Raw genomic sequence first — 25,524 nt, forward strand, 5'->3', positions numbered from 1 at the left:
TCAACAACCTCAGCTTCCTCGGTTCAGACCGGATGGACAACCTCCTGAAAGCTCACAGCTAGAGCAAAGCGCGTTTGGGTCGTACACGCATTTTTGCTCCAACTCTTTGTTTCGACGCGTCTTTGCAATTCTGGCCGATTCCGCCAAATCGCGAGGCGTTCGAGATCTCCGACCTCCACGGCCGAAGGTTTCACAACAAGTCACGGCTATTCTCCCCGGCTGTTGATAGCATGCGCGATGCCAATCTCGCGGCGTCGCTCAAATCCGAGCGCGCCAGCAGTGAGGCGAGAGTTTCGTTTGACTGTCTGGCATATCATCAGTATTCTGATGATATGAATTCTGATGATATATATGAAACCAAGAATCGCGAGACTGCGGAACTCGGCGGAGGCCGCTGCTCAGGGGCCGAGCCGGCAGGCCCCAGCCCGGGACTGCTGGCGCGCCATCGCGTGCCCGCGCATCTCGCCCGCCGTTTCAACCAGATCTGTGTTGGCGTCAGTGCGGAGATCCTGATGCCGGAGGGACTGCGACCCATCGAATATGCAGTGCTGGCCGCCATCGACGATCGCCCGGGCTTTGATCAGCGCAAGCTGGCCATGGCGCTCGGCATCGATGCGACCAGTATCGGCCAGATGGTGGACAGGCTTGCGGCGATGGGCCTGGTGGACCGAACGCTCGATCCGGCGGACCGGCGCGTCAGGCTTCTGGTGCCGACCTTGCTTGGAACATCCCTGCGCCAGCGCGTGAGGCCCGTTCTTCTTGAAGCTCAGACCAGGATCCTGGCCCCCCTCGAGCCTGCTGAACAGGCTACGCTGCTCGAACTTCTGGCACGTGTCGTCGAAGGAAACGATGGCTATGCGCGGCCTGGCAGTGGCCGCCGCAACGCGAAGCGCAGGGATGGATATATGTGTCCCGGCGGAAACGGGCAGGGGCTGTCCGAACCATGACAACGGCAGCACAAGAGAGCCCGTCCGTCGCGTTGATGCGATTGGTCAACGGCTACCAGGTTTCGCAAGCGATCCACGTCGCTGCGGTGCTGGGGATCGCGGATCATCTCATCGGGGGTGCGCGGCGGATCGAGGACCTGGCCCAGGCCACCGCCACCGATTCCGGGGCGCTGTACCGGCTTCTTCGCGCCCTCGCCGCTGTCGATATATTCCGGGAGGAAGAAGATCGGGTTTTTGCGTTGACGCCGATGGCGCAATGCCTGGGTTCCGATATGAACGATCCCGTCGGGCCTTGGGCCGCCTTCATTGGCCGGCCTTATGTTCGCCGCGCCTGGGACGAGTTGCTCTACAGCGTGCAAACCGGTGACAGCGCCTTCAGTCATGTTCATGGCACCGGCGTGTGGGCCTATCGAGCCCAGCATCCCGAGGAAGGCGCCCTGTTCGACAAGGCCATGACCGCGATTTCGCGCCAGGTCTGCGATGCCGTCGTCGCGGCCTACGACTTTGCTGGCGTCAGCCGCGTCGTGGATGTGGGTGGTGGCGAGGGTGCCCTCCTGGCCGGTATTCTCAACGCCAATCCAGCTTTAAGCGGTGTGCTGTTCGAGCTGGAGCAGGTCGCCGCGCGAGCCACCGATCGTGTTGCAGCGATGGGTCTGGCAGCGCGGGTGGAGGTCGTGAGCGGCAGTTTCTTCGAGCAGGTTCCCGCTGGCGACATCCATGTCCTCAAGGGGATCCTGCACGATTGGGATGACCGCGCCGCGGCCGACATCCTGCGCAATTGCCGGGAGGCAATCGCCGCCAATGGCCGGCTGCTGGTCATCGAGCGCCCGATCGCGCCACCAAACCAAGGCGCCGAGGCGAAGTTCAGCGACCTCAACATGCTGGTTTCGCCCGGCGGGCAGGAGCGCACGCAGGAGCAATTCGCGGGATTGTTTGGCGCAGCAGGCTTCCGCCTGGCTCGTCTCATCGCGACGGGCACACGCATGACGATTATCGAGGGTGAGCCAATACCGCCTTGACGGCCGGTCGTCAGCCGATCGCTCGTCCTCTTCGCCACACAGGTCGGGCAGTCGGGAAAACGCCCGGTCTCATGCCGGCATCTTGCAACATGAATACATGCTTGGCCCGATAAGCGTGCTTTCGCGCTCTTGGTCGGGCGCCGCACAGCGGCGAGGGGCGAATATGCGAGCAAACCTGGAAGAAGCGAATCGCGATATCGTGCAGGAGGCCTATCAGCGCGACCTGCCTGCCCACGATGTTCCGGGCCGGAATGATGACTCCGACGCCCTTGCCGCCGCCACGGACGCCAGCGACTTCAGGGGCGAGGACTTCGAGCGCCTCGCGATCGCCGCTGGCCTGTCGGGCCGCGAGGATGATTATCTCAAGGCCTTCGAGAAGGCGCACAACTGTTACCAGTCCAACAACCAGACCATCGCTGCCGCGCGAACCGCGTTTTGGATCGGGTTCCGGCTTTCCTGGCAGGGGCAGGTCTCCCGCGCCAATGGCTGGCTCGCCAGGGCCCAGCGCCTCGTCGAACGCGCCGGAGACGATTGCCCCGAGCGGGGGTATCTTCTCCTGCCCGCCGTACAGCGGCATCTGGCCCTGAATGAGAATCGGTCTGCCGGCAGCTTGGCTGCTGCCGCGGCCAGCATTGGCGATCGTTTCCGCGATAACGATCTCGGTGTCTATGCCCGGACCCTCCAAGGCCGGGCCTTGTTGGCGGATGACGAGGTCGCGGCCGGTCTTGCGTTGCTCGATGAAGCGATGGTCGCCGTGGTCGCGGGCGAGCTGACACCCATGTTCACCGGGCTGGTCTACTGCACGGCCATCGCGAATTATCATCGAATGTTTGCATTCGACCGGGCGCGTGAATGGACCTCGGCCTTTGATGACTGGTGCAAGTCGCAGCCCCAGGTCGCGGTGTTCTCGAGCCAATGTCTTTTGCACCGGGCCGAGATCCTGCATCTGAGTGGACAATGGCCGGAAGCCATGGATATCGCCAAACGCCTCGAGCGTGGTGGAACCTCGAAGCCAGCCATGCTGGTGCGGGCGGCGGCGCATTACCAGCGGGCGGAAATTCACCGCCTGCGGGGAGAGTTCCGCTGCGCTGAACTGGCCTACCGGGAAGCGGAGCACCTGGGTTCCAACTTGCAGCCGGGATTGGCGCTTCTGCGTCTGGCGCAAGGAAAGGCACGAGAGGCGCTTGCCTGCCTTCGCCGTGAGGTGGATGCCTGTCATGCCGGGCAGGGACGGCTCCGCCTCCTGCCCGCTTTGGCGGAGATCCTGGTCAGGCTCGGCAAGCATGAGGAGGCGAGGCACGTCGCCGACGAACTGATCGAAATCGCGATCCGCATGGGCACCGAGGCTCCGATGGCCCTCGCTCTCCAATCGAGCGGCATGATCCGCGTGGCGGAAGGCGACGCGCAGGCCGGTCTGGCGAAACTCGGCAAGGCGCTGGCATTGTGGCAATCGGTCGGTGTCCCCTATGAGGCCGCTCGTACGAGAGTGGCAATGGGGTACGCGAATCTCGCCTTGGGGGAGCAGGCCGGAGCAAGACTGGCGTTCGATCAAGCCCTGACAACGTTCAGGCATCTCCGTGCCATGCCGGATATCGAGCTTCTCCTGGCCGTGCCGCGGGTCTCTGCGCCAAAGGCATGCTGCCATCTGACCACGCGCGAGATCGAGGTCCTGCGCCTGGTCGCGAACGGCAAGACCAATCGATCGATCAGCACCGAGCTTGGCTTGAGCGTGCGGACCATAGACCGCCACCTTGCCAACATCTTCATCAAACTCGACGTGCCATCGCGAGCCGCCGCGACAGCCTACGCCTACGAGCACAATCTGTTCTGAGCTTCGGCGGCGTCCGCGTGGCCGGCGGTTTCGCGCCAGCCAAGCTGTGAGCGCGGGAAATTACCCAGGCAGATTTTTCGAACGATGGGTGATTTGACCGAAGCGGGTGGTTGCATCGTTGGCGTAATCATGGGTTCAGGTGAAGCATAGAGGCAGCACAGTGAGCCGGATCGACCGCTATTACATCGTCGCCGCAGCAGCATATCTTGTTATCGGTCTCTGCCTTGGTATCGGCATGGGTATCACCGAGAACTTTCAACTCGTCGCCGTTCACGCCCACATCAACCTGGTGGGCTGGGCGTCACTGGGCCTGTACGGTCTCACCTTGCGAGCCTTCCCGGAATTGCGGGCGTCGAAGCTAGCGCCTTGGCAGTTCGGCGTCGCAAATCTCGGCGCCATCACCTTTCTGCCCGGCATAGCGCTGGCCGTTACCCAGACAACGCCGGTGCTTGCGATCGTTGGCTCCCTGATCTGGCTTCTCGGTGCACTCCTCTTTCTCGCCATGTGCATCGGCTTGGCCCGGAACGGCGGCCAGCCAGGCGATCGCACTCCCCGATAGCGGCGCTTCGATCTATTTCCCCATCAACATGGAACGATTTCAAATGCTCCATCACATATCGATCCCGGCATCCGACCCGCGTCATGTTTCCGAGGTCCTCGCCGAACTGATGAAGGGACGATCCTATCCGTTCCCCGGCCCGGTCTCGGGTGCCTTCATGGCTGTGAGCGGTGATCCGCACGGAACCATGATCGAGGTCTATCCGGCCGCCGTGGTGCTTGAACCTGGCAAGGGCGACGACGGGCCGACCTTCGTCGACACCATCAAGTCAGGCGGCGGCGCTCCGCCGGCATCGACGGCGTTTCACGCGCTTGTATCGGTCCCACGGGAGCGGGAGGAGATCGAATGCATTGGCGCGCGGGAAGGTTGGCTGACCAAGTATATCGGGCGCGGCGTGCCCGGTAGACCGCCGGTTTTCCACGTCATCGAAGTCTGGATCGAGAATCGGCTGATGCTGGAAGTGGTGAGCCAGGAGATGGCGGCGGGCTACGCACAAGTGCTGCAATTCGCGCGTCTCGATCAGCATTTCGGCATGGGATCGGTTGGCTGAGACCGACGCGCTACCCGTCCGCCAGCGGCATTGGCCGACTTTGATGGCGGGGCGGGCGGATCTCGCCCCTCCGGGTGCCGATCGACATCTCGAAACTGTCGGCGATGCGGCGAGCACGGTCGATGAAGACGAGCGCAGCTTCGCGCGGCAGCACCTCGCCGGCGGTTCGCTCGAAGAGGTCGAGCCAGCGATCGAAATGGCGCCCTTCGAGCGGCAGCATCAGATGAGGGCGCAGGGGCCTGCCATCATAACGCCCCGTGCGGAGCACCATGGAAGACCAGAAGGCGCAGAGCTTGGCGAGATGGTCGTCCCAATCGGCCACCTTGGCGTTGAAGATCGGGCCGATCAGCTCATCCTGCCGCACCCGGCCGTAGAAGGTGTGGACGAGTTGTTCGATCATCGCTTCGGAAAGAGTCGTGCCGCTGCTTTCGGCCATATTTATGCTGGAAATCATTGATGAATCCGTCATGCCGGTACTGTTTCGCAAGGAACATAAACGCAAGGGCGCTATTATCCGGCCATTATTATCTTGTATACTGTTTGCATGATGTTTGGTGGGGGCTGCCATGCCGGTACGTCCACTTGCAGTCATCTGTCTCGCAATTGCTCTGATGTCGTCTCCGGCTATGGCACAGCCGCTTGATCCGGATGATCCCGGTACCGACAGCGCGCAACAGATCTACGAACTTGGGCGCTTCGCCGCCATTTATCAACGTATCCTCTCCAATTATGTCGACGAGCCCGATCCCCACAAGCTGATCGAGGCGGCGATCGACGGCATGGTCGGTTCGCTCGATCCGCATTCGCGCTATGTCGATGCGCACGCCTTTCGCGACATGCAGCGGGAATTGACGGGCAAGTTCGCCGGCCTCGGCGTCGAGGTGTCGCTCGACAATGGTGCGATCGTGGTCAAGCACACTCTCGAGGACTCGCCCGCCGCCAAGGCGGGGCTCCTGGCCGGCGACGTCATCCTCAGCATCGACGGGACTCCGCTCCAGTCCATGAGCCTCGATGATGTGCTCAGGAAGATGCAGGGCGCGGTGGGCTCCACGGCAAGGCTATCGATCCAGCGTACGGGCAGGCCTATGGCCTTCGATCTCGCCGTCACCCGCGCCATCATCGCCACCGAGACGGTGCAAACCCAGGAACTCGGACGGGATGTCGCCTATATCCGCATCGTCGAGTTCGACGACAACACCTTCGGCAGCCTGCACAAGGCCACCGACAAGCTGCAGGCGGATATCAAGCCCAAGGATCTCAAGGGCTATATCGTCGACTTGCGCAACAACCCTGGGGGCCTGCTCGGCCAGGCGATCACGGTTTCGGCCGGTTTTGTCGGCAAGGGCGTGGTGGTGTCGGTGCGTGGGCGAGATCCCAATCTCGCCAAGGTATTCATCGCCAATGGCGCCGACCTCATCGGCGACAAGCCGGTGATCGTGCTGATCAATGGCGGCACCGCTTCGGCCGCGGAGATCATGGCGGGTGCGCTGCAGGACCTCAAACGCGCCACCATTCTCGGCACGCGCTCCTTCGGCAAGGGCTCGGTACAGACCGTCTCGCGCCTGGCCGACCAGAGCGCCCTGATCCTGACCACGGCGCGCTACTACACCCCGCTGGGCCGTTCCATTCAGGCCGAGGGCATCGAGCCCGACATTCTCATACTCCAGCGCGATGCCGAAGCCTATAGCGATGTGCATCTCACCAGCGGGGAGGCAGGACTCGCCCGTCATCTCAAGGCGCCGGACGGTGAGGAGGAAGGCGGCGGCTCGTCCTTCTACGTCCCCGTGGATGCCAGGGACGATACCCAGCTCAACGCGGCGCTCGATCTCTTGCGTGGCGTTCGCCTGAACCCGGCCTTCCCGCCGCGGCGCCTGACGCAGTAACTGCACTTTCAGCAGCGCTCAAAACGACATTCGCCGCATCCGTAGCCTACGGATGCGGCGAATGTCGGTTCCTCCCTGGATTGCTTTCTAAAGCGTTTTGCGATTTGACGGCATCGGCAAGAATCGCAAAGACGCGTCGAAACAAAGAGTGAGAGCAAAGCAGCGTCTAAGCTTAAACGCGCTTTGCTCTAGGCGTTGCAGGCCGCGTTTTCCGGCAGGCCGAGAGCGGCAGCCACGCGGCGCAGATAGCTGGGGCTGGCATCCAGGCCCAATTCAACATCCTTGATCTCGTCCACCGTCAGGCCGCATGTCACGGCCAGATCCTCGATGCTGTATCCCTTTGCTTCGCGGGCCTCCCTGAAGACGTGAGCTCCGGCGTTGATGGCGGCGGAGGTCGTTGCTTTCGAGAGGGCGTGTTCGCTTCCGGAATAGGGCATATGTCACTCCTTGTTATGAGTATCCGGGGATGGATAGGTTTTTGCTTTTATAGGCTCCAGTTGAGGTGGATGAGGGACAGAGCGTTCCTCGGGATGGTTCCGCTGCGTCCGAACCCGTTTGGCACACCGCGGCATTGCTTAGAAACGCATAAAAGGCAGGCTACAGTTCTCGTGAGCGACAGAAGAACGCCTGTCTGTTGTCTGGGGCAATCACCCTACGCGAGTATAACTTCAAGTATAATTGTCAGTGATAAAGGGATGTCAATCCGTGAATCACGCGATCGGGACGATAGGACCGAAATTCGCGACGGTCAAGCTTAGCCGATTTCGAGCACAAATAGCTAGCTGTTTCTGCTGATACATCAATAACATGGCTGCCACTCGAGTGTAACGAAAGGTACATTGACCGAGACAATGCGGCAGGTCAATCAGGCCCTTGATATTCTTCGATTTTGGTCACGTGGATTTGACTGATTCGTGACCGGGTGAGGTGCGAAGAAGCCTCTTCCGGAGCTCGGAAGAGGCTGTGGCTGGCGGCGCTCTCGGATCGCCTTTTGCGCGCTGTCGCGATCACCGCATCGCTCGCCGCCAGGGCGTCCTTGACGATCAGGGTGCCGGAACGTCGCGATGCACTGGTGATGAACCAGACGGGCATTGTCTTCCCCGCTGGTTTGTCTCGCCGGAGCAGCGGCGTCAGATTCATCATGGGGCTTGGCTTCAAGGATGCGACAATTACATATGAGCTATGTGTTGAATGTAATTATCCGCCGAGGCAGAGTCCGCTACGCTCATTTCCTGGCAAGGCTGCCGGCCGTTCCCATATTCACAAGCGATTTCAGTGGAGAATTTCATGGCTCGCCAATTGCGGCTCGGGGCCTTCATGCGGCCCGCCAGCATCCATACCGGCGCCTGGCGCTATCCCGGCGCCTGGCCGGACGCCAATTTCAACTTTCCAGGCCTCCGGCGCCTGGCCCAGAAGCTGGAGCAGGGCCGCTTCGACGCCTTCTTCATGGCCGACCATCTCGCCGTACTCAACATGCCGGTGGAAGCGTTGAAGCGCAGCCACACGTCCACCTCCTTCGAGCCCTTCACCCTGCTCTCGGCGCTGGCCGGGGCCACAGAGCATATCGGCCTCGTCGCCACCGCCTCGACCACCTTCGACCTGCCCTACCATGTCGCCCGCCGCTTTGCCTCGCTCGACCACATCAGCGGCGGCCGGGCAGGCTGGAATATCGTCACCACCTCCAACCCCGATGCGGCACTCAATTTCGGCCTGACCGACCATGTCGAGCATGATGAGCGTTACCACCGGGCGCGTGAATTCTACGACGTGGTGACGGGCCTGTGGGACAGCTGGGCCGACGATGCCTTCGTCCGTGATGTCGAGAGCGGCATCTTCTTCGATCCCGCCCGGATGCATGTGCTCGACCACAAGGGCGAGAACCTCTCGGTGCGCGGTCCGCTCAACATCGCCCGTCCGGTGCAGGGCTGGCCGGTGATCGTGCAGGCGGGCTCCTCGGAAGCCGGTCGCAAGCTGGCGGCCGAGACCGCCGAGGCGGTATTCACCGCGCCGGGAACGCTTGCGGACGGGCAGCGCTTCTATGCCGATGTGAAGGGCCGCATGGAAACGCTCGGGCGCAGCCGCGACCACATGAAGATCCTGCCGGCCGCCTTCGTGGTTATCGGCGACACGGTCGAGGAGGCGAAGGCCAAGCGCGCCAAGCTCGACAGCCTCGTCCATTACGACAGCGCCATCGCCTCGCTCTCCATCGCGCTCGGCCATGACGCCACGGGCTTCGATCCCGACGGCAAGCTGCCGCCGATCCCCGAGACCAACCAGTCCAGGAGCGGGCGTGAGCGCGTGCTGCAGCTCGCCGAGCGCGAGGGGCTCACCGTGCGCCAGCTTGCCCAGCGGCTCGGCGGTTACGCGGGCCTTGCTTTCGTCGGCACGCCCCAAACCATCGCCGACGCCATGGCGGAATGGCTGCACGGCGAGGGTTCGGACGGCTTCAACATCATGTTCCCCTATCTGCCCGGCGGTCTCGACGATTTCGTCGACAAGGTGGTGCCGGTGCTGCAGGAACGGGGCCTGTTCCGGCGAGAGTATGAGGGCAGGACCTTGCGAGAGAATCTCGGCCTGCCGCGGCCGGCCAACCGCTTCTTCCCCTGAGGAGCGATCGAAAGGCAAAGCGCATCGGTCGAGTTTGTTGGCCTCAGCGGTGTCCTCACGAGCTCCAGAGCAAAGCGCGTTCACGCGTGAACTCTTCTTTGCTCTAACTCTTTGTTTCGACGCGTCTTTGCGCTTCTTGCCGATTCCGTCAAATCGCAAAACGCTTTAGCGTTTCTGGAGCCGGGAGGGGTTGATGGACGGATATGTCGGGGATGTGCGGCCCAACGTTGGGCCCGAGAGGTCAAAGTGCCGACCGCGTTCTTGGCCCTGTTGCATAAATCGTTCGCGGCACGGGGCTTATGCAACAGGAAAGGACGCCGAGATTTCAGAGAAGGCAGCGGTATCGGAAAGGTCAGGAATTTCGCGACAGGAGAAGATCCGCAAAAAGTGGGAAAGTCTGGGGCAGTCCTTCAACTATGAGGCAATTACGCCGAGCCTAGTTGCCCGAGTGCGGTGTCGGCCTCCACCACCGGATCGTTGAGTGTCCAACGGGGGATCGTGCGTATGCGATCGAGGCCGGCAAAAACGCCCACAAAGCCTCCATCGGGGAATATCTCGCGGAGTGCGGCATCGAACTTCTGGCCAAACCCCTTGAAGCCACCTGCATCCACCTCGCTTAAATGGATCTGGTTCCAGTCGATGTTGAGCGCTGGATCACGATAGAGCACCGCCGCGGTTTCCATCGTCCTGAATGTCCCAATATTGCCCGCCTGGACAAGCCTCGCAGCGGCAGGGCCAAGATATTTCCGCATGATGTCTCTGTAATCGCTGAGATATGCCTGTTGCACGTCGATATATTCCAGTGAAACTTGCCATTCGGGTCGACCGGCTGAGCCTTGCCAGTCTCGCGGCATCACGAAGGACGAGGGGGTCGTCAGAAGAATCTCGGCTCGCAGCAGATGAGTTTCCACCGGTTGCTGCTTGACAACGAGGTCGTGGATGACGTCGGCAGGAACCATATCGTGGAAGTAGCTCAGCTCGAGATGGCTCCACACTGGCGCTTCCGAGGCGTTCTGAAAAACAGAGCGATGCCGATAGAGTGCCTGTCCGACACATGTCTCCCCGTATCGAACCCAGTTTACAGCGCCGTCTTTCAACGCTGGTTCCGATCCTTGACCGCGCGATTGTATTGTCCGAGCGAGCACAACGAGGCGGTCGTCAGGCTCAATCTGGGTCAGATGCAGCTTGTCAAAGGTACGTGTGCTCTCACCCATTGAACATGTCTCCCACGATTCATTTCGATTGAACGGAATAGCAATGCCTCGTTTAGTTCCGCAACGTTATTTGTGCCGTGCGGGGCGGACAAAGTGGTCATCAGTCGGCAGAGCTAGCCAAGGTCGAAAGCAGCCGTCTACTTTGTCGCTTTGATCCCAATTTCTACAACGCCCTTATTTGCGCAAACGACTTTCGCAACGACCAAAATCACGCATTTCGAGAAAGTGCTGAGGTGCGCGCTACATGCAATCCCCTAGTTACTTGGTCAAACCGTTCATCAGAACCGGATCAATCGACAGCACGCCGCCCGGTATCCTCCTTCGCCGATGATACAGGCGTTGGATTACGTTGAACAGAATATGAACTAATATTGATTATTTCTCGTTCCCATGCTCTCATCCGTCTTGGAACGAAGCGTCAGCGGCCGGCGTCTGTACAACCCGGCCCCGAACGCCTCCATCCACCCCGACAGCCTATCCAGGTGGTAGGCGCATGCGGCGGTCCTGCTTCTCTCGAAGCCGGCCTCCAGGGGTGACGAGCGGGACAGAGGGATCGGCACCCCATGGAAGTGCCACGCGATCCCGGGACGGAGCGTGAAGGGCTAGAGCCCGGCAACGCCTTCGTCCCATCTCCCGCCGATGCGGTGAAGACGGCTCATGCCACTGTCCGGCCAGGACTGCAGCGCTGAGCCCCTTCACCGAGCCGGCTGGCTCAGGTTCGGATGGTCCGTGCCATCCGCTCCCGGCTCGCCTCCGCCTTCATAAGGCGGAAAAAACAGGTGGTCTTGCGCGCCTTGTCAGCGTGCCGGGCAGCCGGAACGGGGCGATGGCGGCCTGCACCGACAGTGCGGCCTGCATCTTCCATGATCTTGCTTTCACGGCTGCTCCGCAGCCGCCATCGCCCGGTCTCTTCATCAACCCAGCCGGAAAGGGCGTGGGAACGAGAGCGTTTGCGCGTTGAGGCGCCGCGGAGGAAATTGTCCAAAGAAATAGGGCGTAGGGGAGGCTCTCACACCCTGTCTTCTTCGGACAGCCCTGCCGTCACATCATCGAAAAGGTGTCGGGGTTCGGGCCGATCTTGCCATGGGGATCGTCCAGCTTCTCGATGGCTGCAATGTCCTCGGGGGCGAGCTTGAAGTCGAAGACCTTGAAATTCTCGGCGATGCGGGCCGGCGTCACCGATTTGGGGATCGCCACATTGCCGATGTCGAGGTGCCAGCGCAGGATCACCTGGGCTGATGTCTTGCCATATTTGCCGGCGATGGCCGCAATGGCGGGATCGGCGAGCAGCCGGCCCTGGCCGAGCGGGCTCCAGGCCTCCGTCGCGATGCCTTCCTTGGCGTGATAGTCGCGCAAGGCCTTCTGCTGGAAGCGCGGATGCAGCTCGATCTGGTTGATCGCCGGCACCACGCCGATCTCGGCCTTCAGGCGCTCGAGATGCGGGATCTGGAAATTGGAGACGCCGATGGAGGCGACGCGTCCCTCCTCGCGCAGCTTGATGAGGGCCTTCCAGCTGTCGAGATAGCGGTCGCGCGAGGGCACCGGCCAGTGGATGAGGTAGAGGTCGAGCTTGTCGAGCCGGAGCTTCTTCAGGCTGGCATCGAAGGCTCGCAGGGTGGAGTCATAGCCCTGGTCGGCATTCCACAATTTGGTGGTGATGAAGAGATCCTTCGCCGGCACGCTGGAGGCGGCGAGCGCATCGCCGACGCCCGTCTCGTTCTGGTAGGCGGCGGCGGTGTCGATCGACCGGTAGCCGGCATTGATCGCAGCCGTCACAGCGGCGTTCGCGCCTTCATTGGGCACCTGCCAGACACCGAAGCCGAGCTGGGGGATCTGGTTGCCGTCGTTGAAGCGGATGGTGGGGGACATGGGAACTTCCTGGTTGAGTAGGTGGAATGTAGGGCGCGACGCGAGCCTCCCCCACAAGGCTGGGGGAGGTGGCATTGCGAAGCAATGACGGAGGGGGTGTGGTCCGCTAGCTGCTCATCAAAATATAGGGCTCAAGTTGATAGGAGGGGATCTGAACTTCTTTCTCTCAAGTCGTGCCCGTCGGGCCACACCCCCTCCGAGCCGGCTTCGCCGGCCCACCTCCCCCAGCTTCGTGGGGGAGGCTCGCGTCGCGCCATTTCAAAGACCTCCAGCCCCTCACAGAAACCCCGCGATCTTCTGCGGAATATACGGCGCTTCCAACGCCGCGATCTCCTCATCCGTCAGCCCAAGGCTCACCGCCGCCACCGCATCCGTGATGTGGCTGGGCTTGGAGGCGCCGACGATCGGGGCCGCCACCACGCTCTTCTGGGCAAGCCAGGCCAGCGCCACCTGCGCCTTCGGCACGCCGCGTGCTCCAGCGATCGCGGCAACCGCCTCGATGATCTTGCGATTCGCTTCGACATGCGCGTTGTAGAGCGTGCCGCCGAAAGCGTCCGTTTCCTGGCGTTCGCTGGTCTCGTCCCAGGCGCGGGTCAGGCGGCCGCGGGCGAGGGGGCTCCAGGGGATGACGGCGACGCCCTGATCCTCGCAGAGCGGCAGCATCTCGCGCTCCTCCTCGCGATAGAGCAGGTTGACGTGGTTCTGCATCGAGACGAACTCGGTCCAGCCGTTGAGGCGGGAGGTGTAGAGCGCCTTGGCGAATTGCCAGGCATGCATCGAGGAGGCGCCGATATAGCGGGCCTTGCCCGCCTTCACCACGTCATGCAGGGCCTCCAGCGTCTCCTCGATCGGTGTGGAGGCGTCCCAGCGGTGGATCTGGTAGAGATCGACATAGTCGGTGCCGAGGCGCTTCAGGCTGTGGTCGATCTCGCCCAGGATGGCGCGGCGCGACAGGCCGGCGCCGTTCGGGCCAGGGCGCATGCGCGAATTGACCTTGGTGGCGAGCACGATCTCCTCGCGGCGCGAAAAATCCTTGATGGCGCGGCCGACGATCTCCTCCGAGGAGCCGTCCGAATAAACATTGGCGGTGTCGAGGAAATTGATGCCGGCTTCGATCGCCTGCCGGATCAGCGGGCGGCTCTCATCTTCCGGCAGAGTCCAGCTGTGGTTGCCGCGCCGGGGATCGCCATAGGTCATGCAACCGAGGCAGACGCGCGAGACTTCGAGGCCGGTCGAGCCGAGTTTTACGTAGTCCATGGATGAAGCTCCAGACTGTCGGTGGCACGGGAGGGGCGGCTCCAACGGCCGCGGCGCACCGCTTCACTAAGGGGAGGTCGAACCGGCAAGGGGTAGCATCCGGCTGGGGCGGTGTTAATTCACATCATCGAAAGCAGCTTCCAACGCTGGACTCCAAATCCCTCATTCGGCTTTCTTCTTGTTCAGCCGCTCCAGCGCCAGCCGCCAGTTGTCATCAAGGCCGGTGCAGGCTTCCAGGCCGCCGATGCGCAGGCCAAGCTCCCTCGGAGCGCAGAAGAGATTGGCCTCCGGCTGATAGCTCCCGAAGATGTCGACGGCGTTGCCGAGGAAATTCGCAGGCGAATAATAGCCGGCTATGTGCCACCACAGGTCATAATCCTGGCTGGTCATGGCGCCGATAATGCCGCGCGAATCGGAGCTGTCGTTGCACTCGACGAAGACGAAAGGCCGGTGACGGGCGATCGTCCGTGCCGCGCCCGCCAGCACGGCCGGCTCCATGCCCTCGACATCGACCTTGATGAGCCGGCAGGCCGGAAGATCGAGACCATCCACCGTGATGACCTCGACGTCCTCGCCCTCCGGCCCCTGGCGGGCGGCGCCGAAATTGAAGGCCTGGTCGGGCCGGCCCACGGCGAGGCGGATGCGCCCAGCCTCGCTGCCGGCTGCCTTGTTGAGGCAATGCAGATTGTCGCTCAGATTCACCGCGGCATTGGCGCACAGGAGTTGGAAGACGTGGTGCTGTGGCTCAAGGGCGTAAACACGCCCGCCAGGTCCGACGATCTCGGCGAAAGACAGCGCGTGCGTGCCGATATTGGCCCCGATGTCGAGGGCGACATCACCGGGTCGCAGCACCTGCCCGAGGAGCTGGATCTCGGATTCGCACCATTCGCCGTAGAGGTCGAGCGAGCGGCCGATGAACAGGTCGTTGCGGTTGAAGAAGAACAGGCCATGGCGCGTCCATTTGGCCGCGATCCTGCTGTTCTCGATGACATAGTTCGGCACGCTCACTCCCCGGTTTGCTCGGTGGCCCCAAGGCTAGCAAAGCGCCATCAAAGGGAGAAGTGCGTATGGAGAACCAAGATGAGGCGCCTGCCTCCTCCCCTCCGGCAAGCGGCCTGCTTGCAAGAGCAGGCTGGAAGCCTGCGATCCCGGGGAAGCTATTCGCCCCGTTCGTCGAACAGCGGCAACGCCGCAGCGCCCACCAGCCCGGCATTGTCGCCAAGCCCGGCCTTCACCACGGGCACGTCCCGGAATGAGGGCATCGCCGTCTTGCGGATCTCGGCGTGGATGCGCGTCTCCATCAGGTCGAAGCCGTTGGAAACGCCGCCGCCGATGAGTTCGGCCATCTGCGCATCCGCACCACGAGCCCGCGCTGTTCCTGCGGGCAGGAGGGGTGCCTCGAAACCTTCGTCAACATCGCTGCCCTGGAACGCGCCTACCGCCCCGGCGAGGGCTTCGGCACGGACGGTCTCTCGGCCTGGCCAACGCGGGTGGCCGATGCGGCCGCTCGGGGCGATCGCGACGCTGACGCGGTCATGAACGGCCTCGCCGACCATCTCGTCACCGGGCTCACCACACTAGTGAACATCTTCAACCCGGGCACCATCGTCCTCGGCGGGCCCATGCGCCCCGTGCTGGCGGCGCGGCTCGATACGATCGCCGAGGCGGTGGGCGCCGCCATCGTACCGGGCATGGCGAGGCGTCAGATCCGCCTCTCCACTTTGGGCGAACTGGAATGCGCCGTGGGAGCGGCGACCATCGCGCATCACCGGGGCTTCGATGGCTCGAACATCGAGATTGGTTCCTGGGAGCGCGGACATCACAGCGACATGCTTGCATGTCGCTGTGATGTCCGCGCTCCCAGGAAGAGGCTACGCCTCGTCTTCCACCTGCACCTGCGCCGTCTGCTGCGATCCGCCATTGATGCCGGCGGCGGCGTAATAGCCTACCGCGGAGGCAGCGAGGCAGAGCAGGACGGAGGCGGCGATGTTGGCCAGCGCCCGCCCGGGCATGTTCATGTGCAATAGCTCGAAGGTCTGCAGGCTGAAGGAGGAGAAGGTGGTGAAGCCGCCGCAGATACCCACCATGAAAAACAGCCGCCAGCCATCCGCCAGCGGGATGCGGCCGCTCGCAAAGGTCAACGTGCCGAAGAAGGTGATGGCGAAGGAGCCGAGAATATTGATGAGGATGGTGCCCCAGGGCAGGCTCTGGCTATAGGGCGCCATCCAGATGCCGCCCCAATAGCGCGCCACCGAGCCGAGGGCGCCGCCAATGGCGATGAGTAGCGTATTCGTGAATGAATCAGACATGAGTCCTCCTTTTTGAACCGCACAGCGTTTCGATCAGGAGGAGAACGGACACACCCCTACCGGCGCGAAACGCCTGGTAGGAGTCATCAGCCTTGCGGCGGTTTGGGGGGACTCCATCCCCGTGCTGGTGAGGCACTCTATAGCGCCCTGTGCAGGATGGTCAACGGCACGGGAGACACTGCCACTCCAGTCAACTGCCGCCGAAGATCGGGCTTGCCCGCAGCCGCTCGACGGCGAAATCGACGAAGGAGCGGATCTTGGCTGACGGCCCGTGCCCGCCGGCATGCACGACATGGACGGGCAGGGGCTCTTCCTCGAATTCGGCGAGAAGGATGCGAAGGCGCCCGTCCCTGACGGTGGCGTCGACCTGGTAGGACAACACCCGCGCCAGGCCCCACCCTTCGAGGGCGGCTGAGATGGTAGCCTCGTTGAGATTGCAGATCAGGCGTGGATGAATACTGACGCTGGTCTTCCGCTCGCGCCCGAAGCGCCACTCCAGCGAAGGCCAGGCGCTCACATTGGCGATGACGCGGTGGTCGGCGAGCTCGGCGGGCGTAAGGGGTTCGCCATGCGCCGCGAGATAAGTGGGCGAGGCGCAGACCACCCGGCGCATCGTGCCGACGCGGATGGCGTTCAGCTCCGAGTCCGGCAGGCGGCCGATGCGGATGGCGACATCCATGCCCTCTTCGATCAGGTTGGTGATGCGATCGAGGAAGAGGGTCTGCACCGTCACCGACGGGTGCTGGCTGAGATAATCCATCACGATGGGCATCACATGCATCTGGCCGAACAGCACGGGCGCGGTGACCACCAGCGTGCCACCAGGCGTCGCATAGGAGCCGGCGGCGGCGGCCTCGGCCTCGGCGAGATCGGCGAGGATGCGTTGGCAATCGGCGAGGTAGCGCTGGCCGGCATCGGTGAGCTTCACCGAGCGTGTGGTGCGAATGAGGAGCCTTGCTCCGATCGTCTCCTCGAGGGCGGCGATGGCCCGGGTGACGGCGGGCGGGCTCATATAGAGCTTGCGCGCCGCCTCGGCGAAGCCGCCGGTCTCCGCCACTTTCACGAACACCCGCATGGCCTGCCAGCGATCCATGGCCGCTCCCGCGCATGACTGTTTCATTCAGTGGAATAATGACTTCCGGAGAATGCATATTCTCTTTTCAGGATGGAACAAGCATTTTGATGTTCGAAACAAGCGCCTTTCGGAGATCGACCATGAAGCTCTATTACCATCCGCTGTCCGGCCATTCGCACCGGGCGCATCTCTTCCTGTCGCTGGCGGGGGTCAAGCACGAGCTCGTGGAGATGGATCTCGCCAAGGGCGCGCACAAAGAGCGCGATTTCCTGAGCCTCAACCCCTTCGGGCAGGTGCCGGTGCTGGATGACAAGGGCGTGATCGTTTCCGATTCCCTCGGAATCATTGTTTATGTCGCCCGCAAGCTTGGCCTGACGGATTGGGTTCCCACGGAGCCGGAGGCGGCTGCCACCGTGCAGCGCTGGTTCTCGGTGGCTGCGGGTGAGATCTATAACGGGCCCTGCGCCGCCCGCCTCGTCACCGTGTTCGGGCGCGATTTCGATGCCGGGAGAGCCATCGCTGGCGCCCATCGCATCCTCAAGCTGATCGACGGAGAATTGGCTGATCGCACCTGGATCGCCACGGATCGCCCGACCGCGGCTGATGTCGCGCTCTACAGCTACATTTCCTCGGCGCCCGAGGGGAATGTCGATCTCGCGCCCTATGGTCATGTCAACGCCTGGCTGCGCCGGGTCGAGGCTCTACCGGGCTTCGTGCCCTTCCAGAAAACGGCCATCGGGCTGGCGGCCTAGGACACATTGGGGGCGGTTCTTCAGACCCGGCTCCTTGCGCGGCGAGTGTGGTCAAGAGCCGGGTCTGAAGACCCGCCCCCCAAATCGCCCGCCTCCACAGAAAGGCTCCCACCATGGACGGCAGCACTCCCATCCTGTCCAGCTCCCCCTGGCATGAGGGCGAGATTGCCCTGCAGCGGCGGGCCGGCGTCGCCGAGCGCATGGATGTGGTCGGCCGCCATGCCCTGCGGGACCATCTGATCGACCAGCACCGCGAGTTCTATCCGCAACTGCCCTTCATCGTGGCCGGGGCGGTCGATCCTGCCGGCAATGCCTGGGCGACGGTGCTGTCTGGCCGCCCGGGTTTCCTGAACTCGCCCGATCCCCACACCCTGCATGTTGCTTCAGCGGTCAATCCCGCCGATCCGGCGGCCGCGGGACTGCAGGACGGGGACGCCGTCGGCTTCATCGGCATCGAGCTGCACACCCGCCGGCGCAACCGGCTGAACGGCACGGTCAGGCGGAGCGACGAGGCTTCGTTCGACGTCGTCGTCGGCCAGAGCTACGGCAATTGCCCGCAATATATCCAGCTGCGCAATTTCGATTTCACGCGCGAGCCCGCTTCGCCGCATGCCGAGACGCCGCAGCGCCTTCGCAGCCTGGAAGGTCTCGCCACCACGATGATCCTCAAGGCCGACACCTTCTTCATCGCCTCCTATGCGGATCGTCCCGATAGCGGGCGCCAGGTCGACGTCTCCCATCGCGGCGGCCGGCCCGGTTTCGTGCGGGTGGGCGAGGACGGCGTGCTGACCATCCCGGACTTTGCCGGCAATCTGTTCTTCAACACGCTCGGCAATATCCTGGTGAACCCGAAGGCTGGGCTGGTCTTCATCGATTTCGAGACGGGCGACCTCCTGCAACTCTCCGGCCTCGGCGAGGTCGTGCTCGACTCGCCAGAGATCGCGGCGTTCCAGGGCGCCGAGCGGCTGCTGCGCTTCACGCCCCGCCAGATCGTCTATCGCCCCGGGACCCTGCCGCTGCGCTGGCCGGCGCGCCCGCAGGGCGCCTCACCCAACGCGTTGCTGACGGGCAGTTGGGTCGAAGCCGCCGCCCGGCTGAAGGCTGCCGAGCTCGGCAGGACCTGGCGGCCCTTCCGCGTGGCTGGGATCGTCGAGGAAAGCAGCGTCATCCGCTCGCTCTATCTCGAGCCCGTCGACGGCGCCGGGCTGATTGCCCACCAAGCTGGGCAGCATCTGCCCATCCGTGTGCACCTGCCCGATGGCCGCGAGGCCCTGCGGACCTATACGCTTTCCTCCGCGCCTTCGGACGGGCTCTATCGCATCAGCGTCAAGCGAGAGGGCGCGGTGTCGCGCTTCCTGCACGGCTTGAAGCCCGGCGATGTCATCGAGGCCCGTGCGCCGACGGGGGCCTTCACTATCGATGCGCTGGAGGAGAGGCCGGCCGTGCTGCTCGCCGCCGGCATCGGCATCACGCCCCTGCTCGCCATGCTGCGCCACATCGTCTATGAGGGCCTGCGCAAGCGCCGCATCCGCCAGACCGTGCTGTTCCAGTCCGCCCGCTCCAAGGCCGAGCGCGCCTTCGATCGCGAGATCGTCGCCCTGGTGGCAGCCTCGGAGGGCGCGGTGAAGGTCGTGCGCGTCCTGAGCGACCCGACTGGCGCCGGGGAGGAGGATTATGAGCATTACGGCCGCATCGATGCCGCTCTGCTGCGCTCGAGCCCGCTTTTCGACGACTACGACTTCTACCTCTGCGGTCCAGGCGCCTTCATGCAGGCCCTCTACGATGGCCTGCGCGACCTGAACGTGCCTGACAACCGTGTCCGCGCAGAAGCTTTCGGGCCATCCTCCTTCAAGCGCCGGAGGGATGCAGGAGAACCGATGCGGACCATGCAGCAGCCGGCAGCCGAGCCCGTAACCGTCACCTTCGCCGCTTCGGGCCGGCAGGCGGAGTGGAAGCCGGCTTCCGGCTCTCTGCTGGAATTTGCCGAGGCGCACGGCCTCAGCCCGCCCTATAGCTGCCGGGCCGGTTCCTGCGGCAGCTGCCGGACGACGGTGCTGTCCGGCGCAGTGTCCTATGAAGGCGAGCCGATGGCCGAAGTCGGCGGGGACGAGGCTCTGCTCTGCTGTTCGGTGCCCGCCGCAGGCGGGGCGCTGAGCCTGGATCTTTGAGCGCCTAGATGTGAGCTTTCAGACGGAATCACCCGGAATCGCAAAATGCTCCTACTTCCAATACGTTAAAATGGAGACGCGTTTCAGCCCGAACGCATTTTGCTCTAGGCCACCTTCAGCAGCATGATGAGGGCATAGCTGATCACGCCAAGGGCCAGCAGCGAGAGGATCACCGTGGAGGTGACGCGCGGGCCGGCCTTGGCGACGGCGCGGATATCGACGGTGAGGCCGAGGGCGGCCATCGAGATGATGGTCAGCGTGTTGGAGGCCGAGGCGATGGGCTGGAGCGAGGCTTGCGGCAGCAGGTCGAAGGAGCGCAGGGCCATCATCGCCAGGAAGCCGATAATGAACCAGGGCACGATCTGGCTGAGCTTCGGCTTGACACGGGCGACGCTGCCCTCGGCTCCGGCGCTGGCGGTGCGCTGGCTTTCGCCGATCAAGGCGAGCACGAGGATCACCGGGCCGAGCATCAGCACGCGGGTGAGCTTGACCAGCGTACCGATCTGCACGCTGAGGGCGGCGACCGGAGCGGTGGCGGCGAGCACCTGTGGCACGGCATAGACGGTGAGGCCGGCGAACACGCCATATTGGCCGGCCGAGAAGCCGAGAGCGGGCACCAGCATGGGCAGGCAGATCACGGCCACGACGCCGAGCACGGCGGTGAAGGCGATGGAGGCGGCAACGTCCTTGCCATTGGCGCCGATCACCGGAGCGGTGGCGGCGATGGCGGAATTGCCGCAGATCGAGTTGCCGCAGGCGACCAGCAGCGCCATGTTGTAGGGCAGGCCGAGCGAGCGGCCGATGCCGAAGCTCAGGAGGATCGAGACAGTCACCACGCCGGCGATGCCGACGATCAGGGCCGGGCCGGCATCGGCAATGGCGGCGGCGCTGACGGAAGCGCCGAGCAGCACCACGGCCACTTCCAGCAGGGTCTTGGCGCCGAAGGTGATACCGCGGTCAAAATGCTTTTCGGGCTGAGCGAAGGTGCGGATCAGCGCACCGATCAGGATGGCGAGCACCAAGGCTTCCAGCCAGGCCTTGCCGAATAGGCTGGTCTCTGCGAGCTGGGCCGCCATGGCAAGGGCAGTGACCACGATGCACAGCCCAGCGCCTGGGATGATTTCGCGAATCTTGTTGCTGATGCCGGCGGTCATTACGGGTACTTTTCGGGGCTTCGATGGGGTGGTTGTTTTTCGCCGAAAAGCGCTGTTCAATCCATTTCGAAATAGTGTAAGTTTCGTTCGACTTAATCGAATGATCGCTCCATGACCTTGGAACAATTGCGGATTTTCGTGGCGGTGGCCGAGCGGGAGCATCTCACGCGCGCCGCGGAGGATCTGCGCCTGACGCCCTCGGCGGTGAGCTCAGCCATTCGCGTGCTGGAGGGTCGCTACGGCGCCACCCTGTTTCACCGCGTGGGCCGGCGTATCGAAATGACCGAGGGCGGCCGCGAGTTCCTGCCCGAAGCGCGGGCAACGCTCGCTTCCGCAAAGGCCGCAGAGCTGGCACTTTCGGAACTCGGAGGGGGCTTGCGTGGTTCGCTCACCCTGCAGGCCAGCCAGACCATCGCCAGCTATTGGGTGGCCCCCTTCCTCGCCCGCTATCACGATGTCCACCCCACCATCGACCTCCGGCTGGAGATCGGCAACACCCAGAGTGTGACGCAGGCGGTGCTGGAGGGCGCCGCAGAGATCGGCTTCATCGAGGGCGCCATCGACGAGCCGGCCCTGCATGTGCAGACCGTGGCGCATGACCGCCTGATCGTGGTGGTCGCCCCCGGCCATCCCTGGTCCGATGGGCGCGTGGTGCGGGCCTATGACATCGCCACCGCCTGCTGGATCATGCGCGAGGCGGGCTCCGGTACCCGCTCGGCCTTCGAGGAAGCGCTGAAGGCCTGGGGCGTCGATCCCTCCGCGCTCGAGGTCGCGCTGGTGCTGCCATCCAATGAGGCGGTGCGCTCGGCCGTGCGTTCCGGCCCCTATGTCACCGTGATGTCGGAGCTGGTCGCCGGCCCCGATTTGCAGGCCGGCCGCCTGGTACGCATCGCCTTCGACATCCCGCCCCGCGCCTTCCGCATGCTGCGCCACAAGGAGCGCTACTTCACCAAGGCCGCCAAGATGCTGGAGATGGTGATCACGCAGAGCGGCGGGTGATGCTGGGAGGACGCTCAATCACGCCGGCGTATTTCGTTTAGCGTCAGAGCCGTTGCTGCTTCCAAGATCTCAAGCTCACTTGCATCTGCGGCGAGGTGAGGGAATTTGACTTCTGCTGCCAGCCGATGAGCGATCCTGTCGAATCGAGTGCGGGCCACGATGGCTCTGATCTCGTTGCTCAGAGCGTGCAACTGCGCTTCATCGTTCGCCGCACGCAAGTCCAACACCATGTCGCGTAGCTCCTTTGGCAACTCGGTGAACACTGTCACGGCATTGGCAACGAGAGTGGAGAGGGAGCAATGTTCTCGTTGGGCGATGTCGCGAGCGCGAGCGGCGACCGCGTCGTCTAGATTGGTGGAAACGGTGGTGGGCATGGTTTCGCATCACTTCCATTTAGGTGGTGAGGATGGATTACTTCGCGGGCGGTGACCATGCCGGCGTCTGTCGTCCAAGCTCCGCGGGAGAGGATCGACGAAGTCGGGAATGAAAATTAGTAGCCTGCCGCTGAGATAGTACCTTGCGGCATTCCCCGCGGGGGCCCAGCTTGGGGCGTCAATCCACCGAAGGCGCCATCAGCCATGCCAGAGACTATCAAGATCAAGGGCCTCGAACTGCGCTTCCTGCAGAGCAAAGACGAGACCGGGGGCAGTCTCGACATGTTCGAGATGATCGTGCAGCCCAATTCCCGCATGCCGGTGGCCCATCACCATGAAAACTGGGAGGAGACGATCTACGGCCTTTCCGGCGTGACGAGCTTCCGAGTCGATGGGCGCGATCTTACCGTGGCACCCGGCGAGACCCTCTTTATTCCCCGTGGCGTCGTCCACGCCTTCCGCAATGATACGCAGGAGCCGGCCACCAGCCTGGTGGTGCTGACCCCCGGCGTGCTCGGCCCCGGCTATTTCCGCGAGGTGGCGGCCCTGCTCAGCGTGGAGCCGCCGGATCTCGTCAAGATGAAGGAGACGATGCTCCGCTACGGGCTCGTGCCGGTGCCGGGCGCCTGAGGCGTTTCACTTCGAGCCGTTGACGCTGTCGATCGGCAGCAGCTCCATGAAGGCCTTGCCGGCCGGACTAAGGCCGCTCCTGTGCGTGGAAGCGTGCAGGTCGCGCCGCAGTGTCGGCGTCAGCCGGCGCACGGCAAGACCCGTCGTGTCATCAGGCAGGGTCAGGTCCGGCATGATGGTGAGCCCGATGCCCTCGCGCACCATGCCGAAGATGGTGGAATTGTCGCGTGCCAGGAACAGCACCTGGGGCTTGGCGCCGACGGCCATGAGCGCGGCCGCGAGCTGGGTGTCGTCGCCCCCGCCGGAGAAGATGGCGCGCTCGCCGTCGAGCGCCTCCAGGCTGATCGAAGCGTTCTTGGCCAGGCGGTGATTGGCTGGAAGCACCAGCACGAAATCGTCATTGGCGACGATGTGGTTGTCGAGATCGGGGTGCGCCTGGCCGCTGATGCCGACATCGACGGCATCGGCCAGCACCCAGGCGGTCACCTCGTCGTCGGTGCCTTCGTGCAGGGTGATGCCCGCCTGCGGATAGAGCGCCCGGAAGGGCTTCAGCCAGCCGGGCAGGAGTCTCGCCGCCGCGCTCTGCACCGAGCCGATGCGCAAAGTCGCACCCGCCAGCTTGTCGCTGGTGCGGGTGACGGCGGCCAGACGCTGGGCGCCGGCAAGCAACGCCCGGGCCTCGATCAGGGCCGCTTCGCCCATGTCGGAGAGGACGACGCCTTCGCGCGTACGCGTGAGGAGCTTGGCGCCGAGCGCATCCTCCAGCCCCGCAATGGCTTGGCTGACCGCCGATTGCGTCAGGTGGATGCGCTGGGCGGCCGAGGTGAAGCCGCCCGTCTCGGCCACGGCGACGAAGCAGCGGAGCTGGGTAAAGGTGATATTAGGATGCATGATCGGAGCGGCCCGCCTGAGTAGACCATTTAATATGAGGGGTCGCTCGCGATGTGCCTAGGGTGTGTGATCCGGCAACCTGTCGGCAAGCGGCGATGTTAACCCATTTTTAACTGTGGGATGCGCCAGCGCTTGCTTTGCGCTATTGAGGTTAAGAACATTTGGGGCCGGGCGGGACGATGGCTGACGCGGCAATGCCCGAACAAGGCACGGAGCTTGGGGTTGCCATGCCTGCCAGGAGACGCTCGCGCCCGCTCTGGCGGCGCCTTGCCTATGCCCTGATCGCGGTCGCAGCCATCCCCGTGCTGCTCACTTTTGTCTATGCCGTGGTGCCGCCGGTCTCCCTGCCGATGCTCGGGCGCTATGCCACCGGACAGAAGGTGGACCGGCGATGGGTGAAGCTGGACGACATCGCTCCGGTGGCGCGCTTTTCGGTGATGGCGTCGGAGGACGGCCAGTTCTGCCGGCACTGGGGCGTCGATTTCGGGGCGATCGGCACGGTGCTGGAGCAGGAGGGCGGCCCTTCGCGCGGAGCCTCCACCATCGCCATGCAGACGGTGAAGAACCTCTATCTCTGGCCGCTGCCCACCTTCGCCCGCAAGCCGTTGGAGGTGCCGCTGGCGCTATGGGCCAACCTCGTCTGGTCGAAGCGGCGCACGCTGGAGATCTATCTCAATGTGGCGCAGTGGGGCGACGGCATCTATGGCATCGAAGCCGCCTCGCAGTTCTATTTCAAGAAGCCGGCGTCCCGGCTGAACGCCCGCGAGGCCGCGCAGCTCGCCGTCGCGCTGCCCAACCCGATCCGCCGCAGCGCGGGTGCGCCGACGAGACGGCTGCGCAACCTCGCCGGCCTGATCATGAACCGGGCCCGGAACTCGGCGGAGTATTTTTCCTGTGTGAGGTAGTCCCGGGTGCACGGGCATCCTGCCCGTTCTTGGAACCGGCACGCTTCGTGATAAGGGAAGAACGGGCAAGATGCCCGTGCACGCGGAAGGCCGGCGATCCCAGGGAAAATAATGACTCCGGCCCCTTTCTTCCTGGGTTCTCTTCCTGTATAGGCTGCGCCTTCAATCGAATTTTGTCATCGGCCTGCCGTGACTGTCACGGCATCCGCACGCCACGAAGAAGAAACCAATGGCTGTTCCGAAGCGAAAAACCTCCCGCATGAAGCGCGGCTTCCGCCGTTCCGCCGATGCCTTGAAGGCCCCGACCTATGTCGAGGACAAGGACTCGGGCGAACTGCGCCGTCCTCACCATGTCGATCTGAAGACCGGCATGTATCGCGGCCGCCAGATTCTCACCCAGAAGTCTGACGCCTGAGGGCTGAAATCCGACATTTGAGGTCTTGCGCGGAACCCCGCGCAACGCCTCTTCCGGGCCGGCAATTGCCGGCCCTTTTGTTTGTCTTCACGCGGCTATAACGGTTCACTTTCCAG

The 25,524-nt window shown here is 63.5% G+C and carries 28 protein-coding genes, 1 pseudogene and 1 riboswitch; of the genes and pseudogenes, 15 read left to right on the forward strand and 14 right to left on the reverse strand.

The window, feature by feature from the left end:
* The first annotated feature begins 74 nt into the window (after nt 1–74).
* Both QQL24_RS02945 and QQL24_RS02950 read left to right on the forward strand, forming a co-directional pair.
* Entirely contained in the window at nt 75–947 is an 873-nt protein-coding gene (locus tag QQL24_RS02945) for a MarR family winged helix-turn-helix transcriptional regulator (RefSeq protein WP_284310383.1), read from the forward strand.
* A complete protein-coding gene (locus tag QQL24_RS02950; RefSeq protein WP_284310384.1) occupies nt 944–1,966 on the forward strand; it encodes a methyltransferase in 1,023 nt (340 codons plus the stop codon). Before QQL24_RS02945 ends, QQL24_RS02950 begins: the two co-directional genes overlap by 4 nt.
* A 10-nt stretch (nt 1,967–1,976) precedes the next feature.
* On the opposite strand, the gene QQL24_RS02955 is transcribed toward QQL24_RS02950, so the two are convergent.
* Entirely contained in the window at nt 1,977–2,789 is an 813-nt protein-coding gene (locus QQL24_RS02955; RefSeq protein ID WP_284310385.1) for a hypothetical protein, read from the reverse strand.
* On the opposite strand from QQL24_RS02955, the gene QQL24_RS02960 reads away from it, so the two are divergent.
* From QQL24_RS02960 to QQL24_RS02970, 3 genes are all read left to right on the forward strand, one after another.
* On the forward strand, nt 2,745–3,797 hold the full coding sequence (locus QQL24_RS02960; protein ID WP_284310386.1) for a LuxR family transcriptional regulator: 1,053 nt from the start codon (nt 2,745–2,747) through the stop codon (nt 3,795–3,797). The genes QQL24_RS02955 and QQL24_RS02960 overlap by 45 nt on opposite strands.
* A gap of 160 nt (nt 3,798–3,957) precedes the next feature.
* Complete coding sequence (locus QQL24_RS02965; protein WP_284310387.1) at nt 3,958–4,356, forward strand: hypothetical protein; 399 nt, start codon at nt 3,958–3,960, stop codon at nt 4,354–4,356.
* A gap of 43 nt (nt 4,357–4,399) precedes the next feature.
* Complete coding sequence (locus QQL24_RS02970; protein ID WP_284310388.1) at nt 4,400–4,906, forward strand: hypothetical protein; 507 nt, start codon at nt 4,400–4,402, stop codon at nt 4,904–4,906.
* A gap of 10 nt (nt 4,907–4,916) precedes the next feature.
* Here the strand turns inward: QQL24_RS02970 and QQL24_RS02975 are convergent, their stop codons facing one another.
* Complete coding sequence (locus QQL24_RS02975) at nt 4,917–5,360, reverse strand: group III truncated hemoglobin (RefSeq protein WP_431310628.1); 444 nt, start codon at nt 5,358–5,360, stop codon at nt 4,917–4,919.
* 157 nt (nt 5,361–5,517) lie between these two features.
* Here QQL24_RS02975 and QQL24_RS02980 point away from each other — a divergent pair, with 157 nt between their 5' ends.
* Complete coding sequence (locus QQL24_RS02980) at nt 5,518–6,789, forward strand: S41 family peptidase (protein WP_284310389.1); 1,272 nt, start codon at nt 5,518–5,520, stop codon at nt 6,787–6,789.
* A gap of 188 nt (nt 6,790–6,977) precedes the next feature.
* Here QQL24_RS02980 and QQL24_RS02985 read toward each other — a convergent pair whose 3' ends face one another.
* Nucleotides 6,978–7,226, reverse strand: coding sequence for a helix-turn-helix domain-containing protein (locus tag QQL24_RS02985; protein WP_284310390.1), 249 nt, complete (start codon nt 7,224–7,226; stop codon nt 6,978–6,980).
* A gap of 424 nt (nt 7,227–7,650) precedes the next feature.
* Nucleotides 7,651–7,932 (reverse strand): hypothetical protein, encoded by a 282-nt coding sequence (locus tag QQL24_RS36515; RefSeq protein WP_431310629.1) that lies wholly within the window; start codon nt 7,930–7,932, stop codon nt 7,651–7,653.
* A gap of 144 nt (nt 7,933–8,076) precedes the next feature.
* On the opposite strand from QQL24_RS36515, the gene QQL24_RS02995 reads away from it, so the two are divergent.
* Complete coding sequence (locus tag QQL24_RS02995; protein ID WP_284310391.1) at nt 8,077–9,396, forward strand: LLM class flavin-dependent oxidoreductase; 1,320 nt, start codon at nt 8,077–8,079, stop codon at nt 9,394–9,396.
* Between the two features lie 425 nt (nt 9,397–9,821).
* Here the strand turns inward: QQL24_RS02995 and QQL24_RS03000 are convergent, their stop codons facing one another.
* Entirely contained in the window at nt 9,822–10,610 is a 789-nt protein-coding gene (locus QQL24_RS03000; RefSeq protein WP_284310392.1) for a hypothetical protein, read from the reverse strand.
* A 563-nt stretch (nt 10,611–11,173) separates the two neighbouring features.
* On the opposite strand from QQL24_RS03000, the gene QQL24_RS03005 reads away from it, so the two are divergent.
* Nucleotides 11,174–11,299 carry a hypothetical protein gene (locus QQL24_RS03005; protein WP_284310393.1) on the forward strand — a complete coding sequence of 42 codons (126 nt, stop codon included), beginning with the start codon at nt 11,174–11,176 and terminating at the stop codon, nt 11,297–11,299.
* 352 nt (nt 11,300–11,651) lie between these two features.
* Here the strand turns inward: QQL24_RS03005 and QQL24_RS03010 are convergent, their stop codons facing one another.
* The 4 genes from QQL24_RS03010 to QQL24_RS36520 form a co-directional block, all read right to left on the reverse strand.
* A complete protein-coding gene (locus QQL24_RS03010; protein ID WP_284310394.1) occupies nt 11,652–12,479 on the reverse strand; it encodes an aldo/keto reductase in 828 nt (275 codons plus the stop codon).
* 276 nt (nt 12,480–12,755) lie between these two features.
* Nucleotides 12,756–13,736 (reverse strand): aldo/keto reductase, encoded by a 981-nt coding sequence (locus tag QQL24_RS03015; protein WP_284310395.1) that lies wholly within the window; start codon nt 13,734–13,736, stop codon nt 12,756–12,758.
* 162 nt (nt 13,737–13,898) lie between these two features.
* A complete protein-coding gene (locus QQL24_RS03020; protein ID WP_284310396.1) occupies nt 13,899–14,738 on the reverse strand; it encodes an FkbM family methyltransferase in 840 nt (279 codons plus the stop codon).
* Between the two features lie 155 nt (nt 14,739–14,893).
* Nucleotides 14,894–15,037, reverse strand: a complete 144-nt coding sequence (locus QQL24_RS36520) for a hypothetical protein (protein WP_431310630.1) — start codon at nt 15,035–15,037, stop codon at nt 14,894–14,896.
* Here QQL24_RS36520 and QQL24_RS36525 point away from each other — a divergent pair.
* Nucleotides 15,020–15,445 (forward strand): annotated as a pseudogene (locus tag QQL24_RS36525) (ROK family protein); the annotation flags it as partial. The gene QQL24_RS36520 and the pseudogene QQL24_RS36525 sit on opposite strands and share 18 nt — an antisense overlap.
* Nucleotides 15,446–15,607: 162 nt before the next feature.
* On the opposite strand, the gene crcB reads toward QQL24_RS36525, so the two are convergent.
* Together crcB and QQL24_RS03040 are read right to left on the reverse strand one after the other, a co-directional pair.
* Nucleotides 15,608–16,045 carry a fluoride efflux transporter CrcB gene (crcB, locus tag QQL24_RS03035; protein ID WP_284310399.1) on the reverse strand — a complete coding sequence of 146 codons (438 nt, stop codon included), beginning with the start codon at nt 16,043–16,045 and terminating at the stop codon, nt 15,608–15,610.
* A 70-nt stretch (nt 16,046–16,115) separates the two neighbouring features.
* Nucleotides 16,116–16,175, reverse strand: a riboswitch (Fluoride riboswitch).
* 60 nt (nt 16,176–16,235) lie between these two features.
* Nucleotides 16,236–17,138: a LysR family transcriptional regulator gene (locus QQL24_RS03040; RefSeq protein ID WP_284310400.1), complete on the reverse strand. Its 903-nt coding sequence runs from the start codon at nt 17,136–17,138 to the stop codon at nt 16,236–16,238.
* A 122-nt stretch (nt 17,139–17,260) separates the two neighbouring features.
* On the opposite strand from QQL24_RS03040, the gene QQL24_RS03045 reads away from it, so the two are divergent.
* Together QQL24_RS03045 and QQL24_RS03050 are read left to right on the forward strand one after the other, a co-directional pair.
* Complete coding sequence (locus QQL24_RS03045; RefSeq protein WP_284310401.1) at nt 17,261–17,872, forward strand: glutathione S-transferase family protein; 612 nt, start codon at nt 17,261–17,263, stop codon at nt 17,870–17,872.
* A gap of 113 nt (nt 17,873–17,985) precedes the next feature.
* Entirely contained in the window at nt 17,986–20,040 is a 2,055-nt protein-coding gene (locus tag QQL24_RS03050) for a 2Fe-2S iron-sulfur cluster-binding protein (protein WP_284310402.1), read from the forward strand.
* Nucleotides 20,041–20,144: 104 nt separating this feature from the next.
* On the opposite strand, the gene QQL24_RS03055 is transcribed toward QQL24_RS03050, so the two are convergent.
* Nucleotides 20,145–21,194, reverse strand: coding sequence for a YeiH family protein (locus QQL24_RS03055; RefSeq protein ID WP_284310403.1), 1,050 nt, complete (start codon nt 21,192–21,194; stop codon nt 20,145–20,147).
* Between the two features lie 111 nt (nt 21,195–21,305).
* On the opposite strand from QQL24_RS03055, the gene QQL24_RS03060 reads away from it, so the two are divergent.
* Nucleotides 21,306–22,193, forward strand: coding sequence for a LysR family transcriptional regulator (locus QQL24_RS03060; RefSeq protein ID WP_284310404.1), 888 nt, complete (start codon nt 21,306–21,308; stop codon nt 22,191–22,193).
* A gap of 14 nt (nt 22,194–22,207) precedes the next feature.
* On the opposite strand, the gene QQL24_RS03065 is transcribed toward QQL24_RS03060, so the two are convergent.
* A complete protein-coding gene (locus QQL24_RS03065; RefSeq protein ID WP_284310405.1) occupies nt 22,208–22,567 on the reverse strand; it encodes a hypothetical protein in 360 nt (119 codons plus the stop codon).
* A gap of 204 nt (nt 22,568–22,771) precedes the next feature.
* On the opposite strand from QQL24_RS03065, the gene QQL24_RS03070 reads away from it, so the two are divergent.
* Entirely contained in the window at nt 22,772–23,197 is a 426-nt protein-coding gene (locus QQL24_RS03070) for a cupin domain-containing protein (protein ID WP_284310406.1), read from the forward strand.
* A 6-nt stretch (nt 23,198–23,203) separates the two neighbouring features.
* Here QQL24_RS03070 and QQL24_RS03075 read toward each other — a convergent pair whose 3' ends face one another.
* A complete protein-coding gene (locus QQL24_RS03075) occupies nt 23,204–24,088 on the reverse strand; it encodes a LysR family transcriptional regulator (protein ID WP_284310407.1) in 885 nt (294 codons plus the stop codon).
* 194 nt (nt 24,089–24,282) lie between these two features.
* On the opposite strand from QQL24_RS03075, the gene QQL24_RS03080 reads away from it, so the two are divergent.
* Nucleotides 24,283–24,993 carry a biosynthetic peptidoglycan transglycosylase gene (locus QQL24_RS03080; protein WP_431310636.1) on the forward strand — a complete coding sequence of 237 codons (711 nt, stop codon included), beginning with the start codon at nt 24,283–24,285 and terminating at the stop codon, nt 24,991–24,993.
* Between the two features lie 229 nt (nt 24,994–25,222).
* A complete protein-coding gene (gene rpmF / locus QQL24_RS03085; protein ID WP_068294749.1) occupies nt 25,223–25,408 on the forward strand; it encodes a 50S ribosomal protein L32 in 186 nt (61 codons plus the stop codon).
* Nucleotides 25,409–25,524: the final 116 nt, after the last annotated feature.

The organism is Labrys miyagiensis (assembly GCF_030160835.1).
In the GTDB taxonomy this organism is placed as follows: domain Bacteria; phylum Pseudomonadota; class Alphaproteobacteria; order Rhizobiales; family Labraceae; genus Labrys; species Labrys miyagiensis.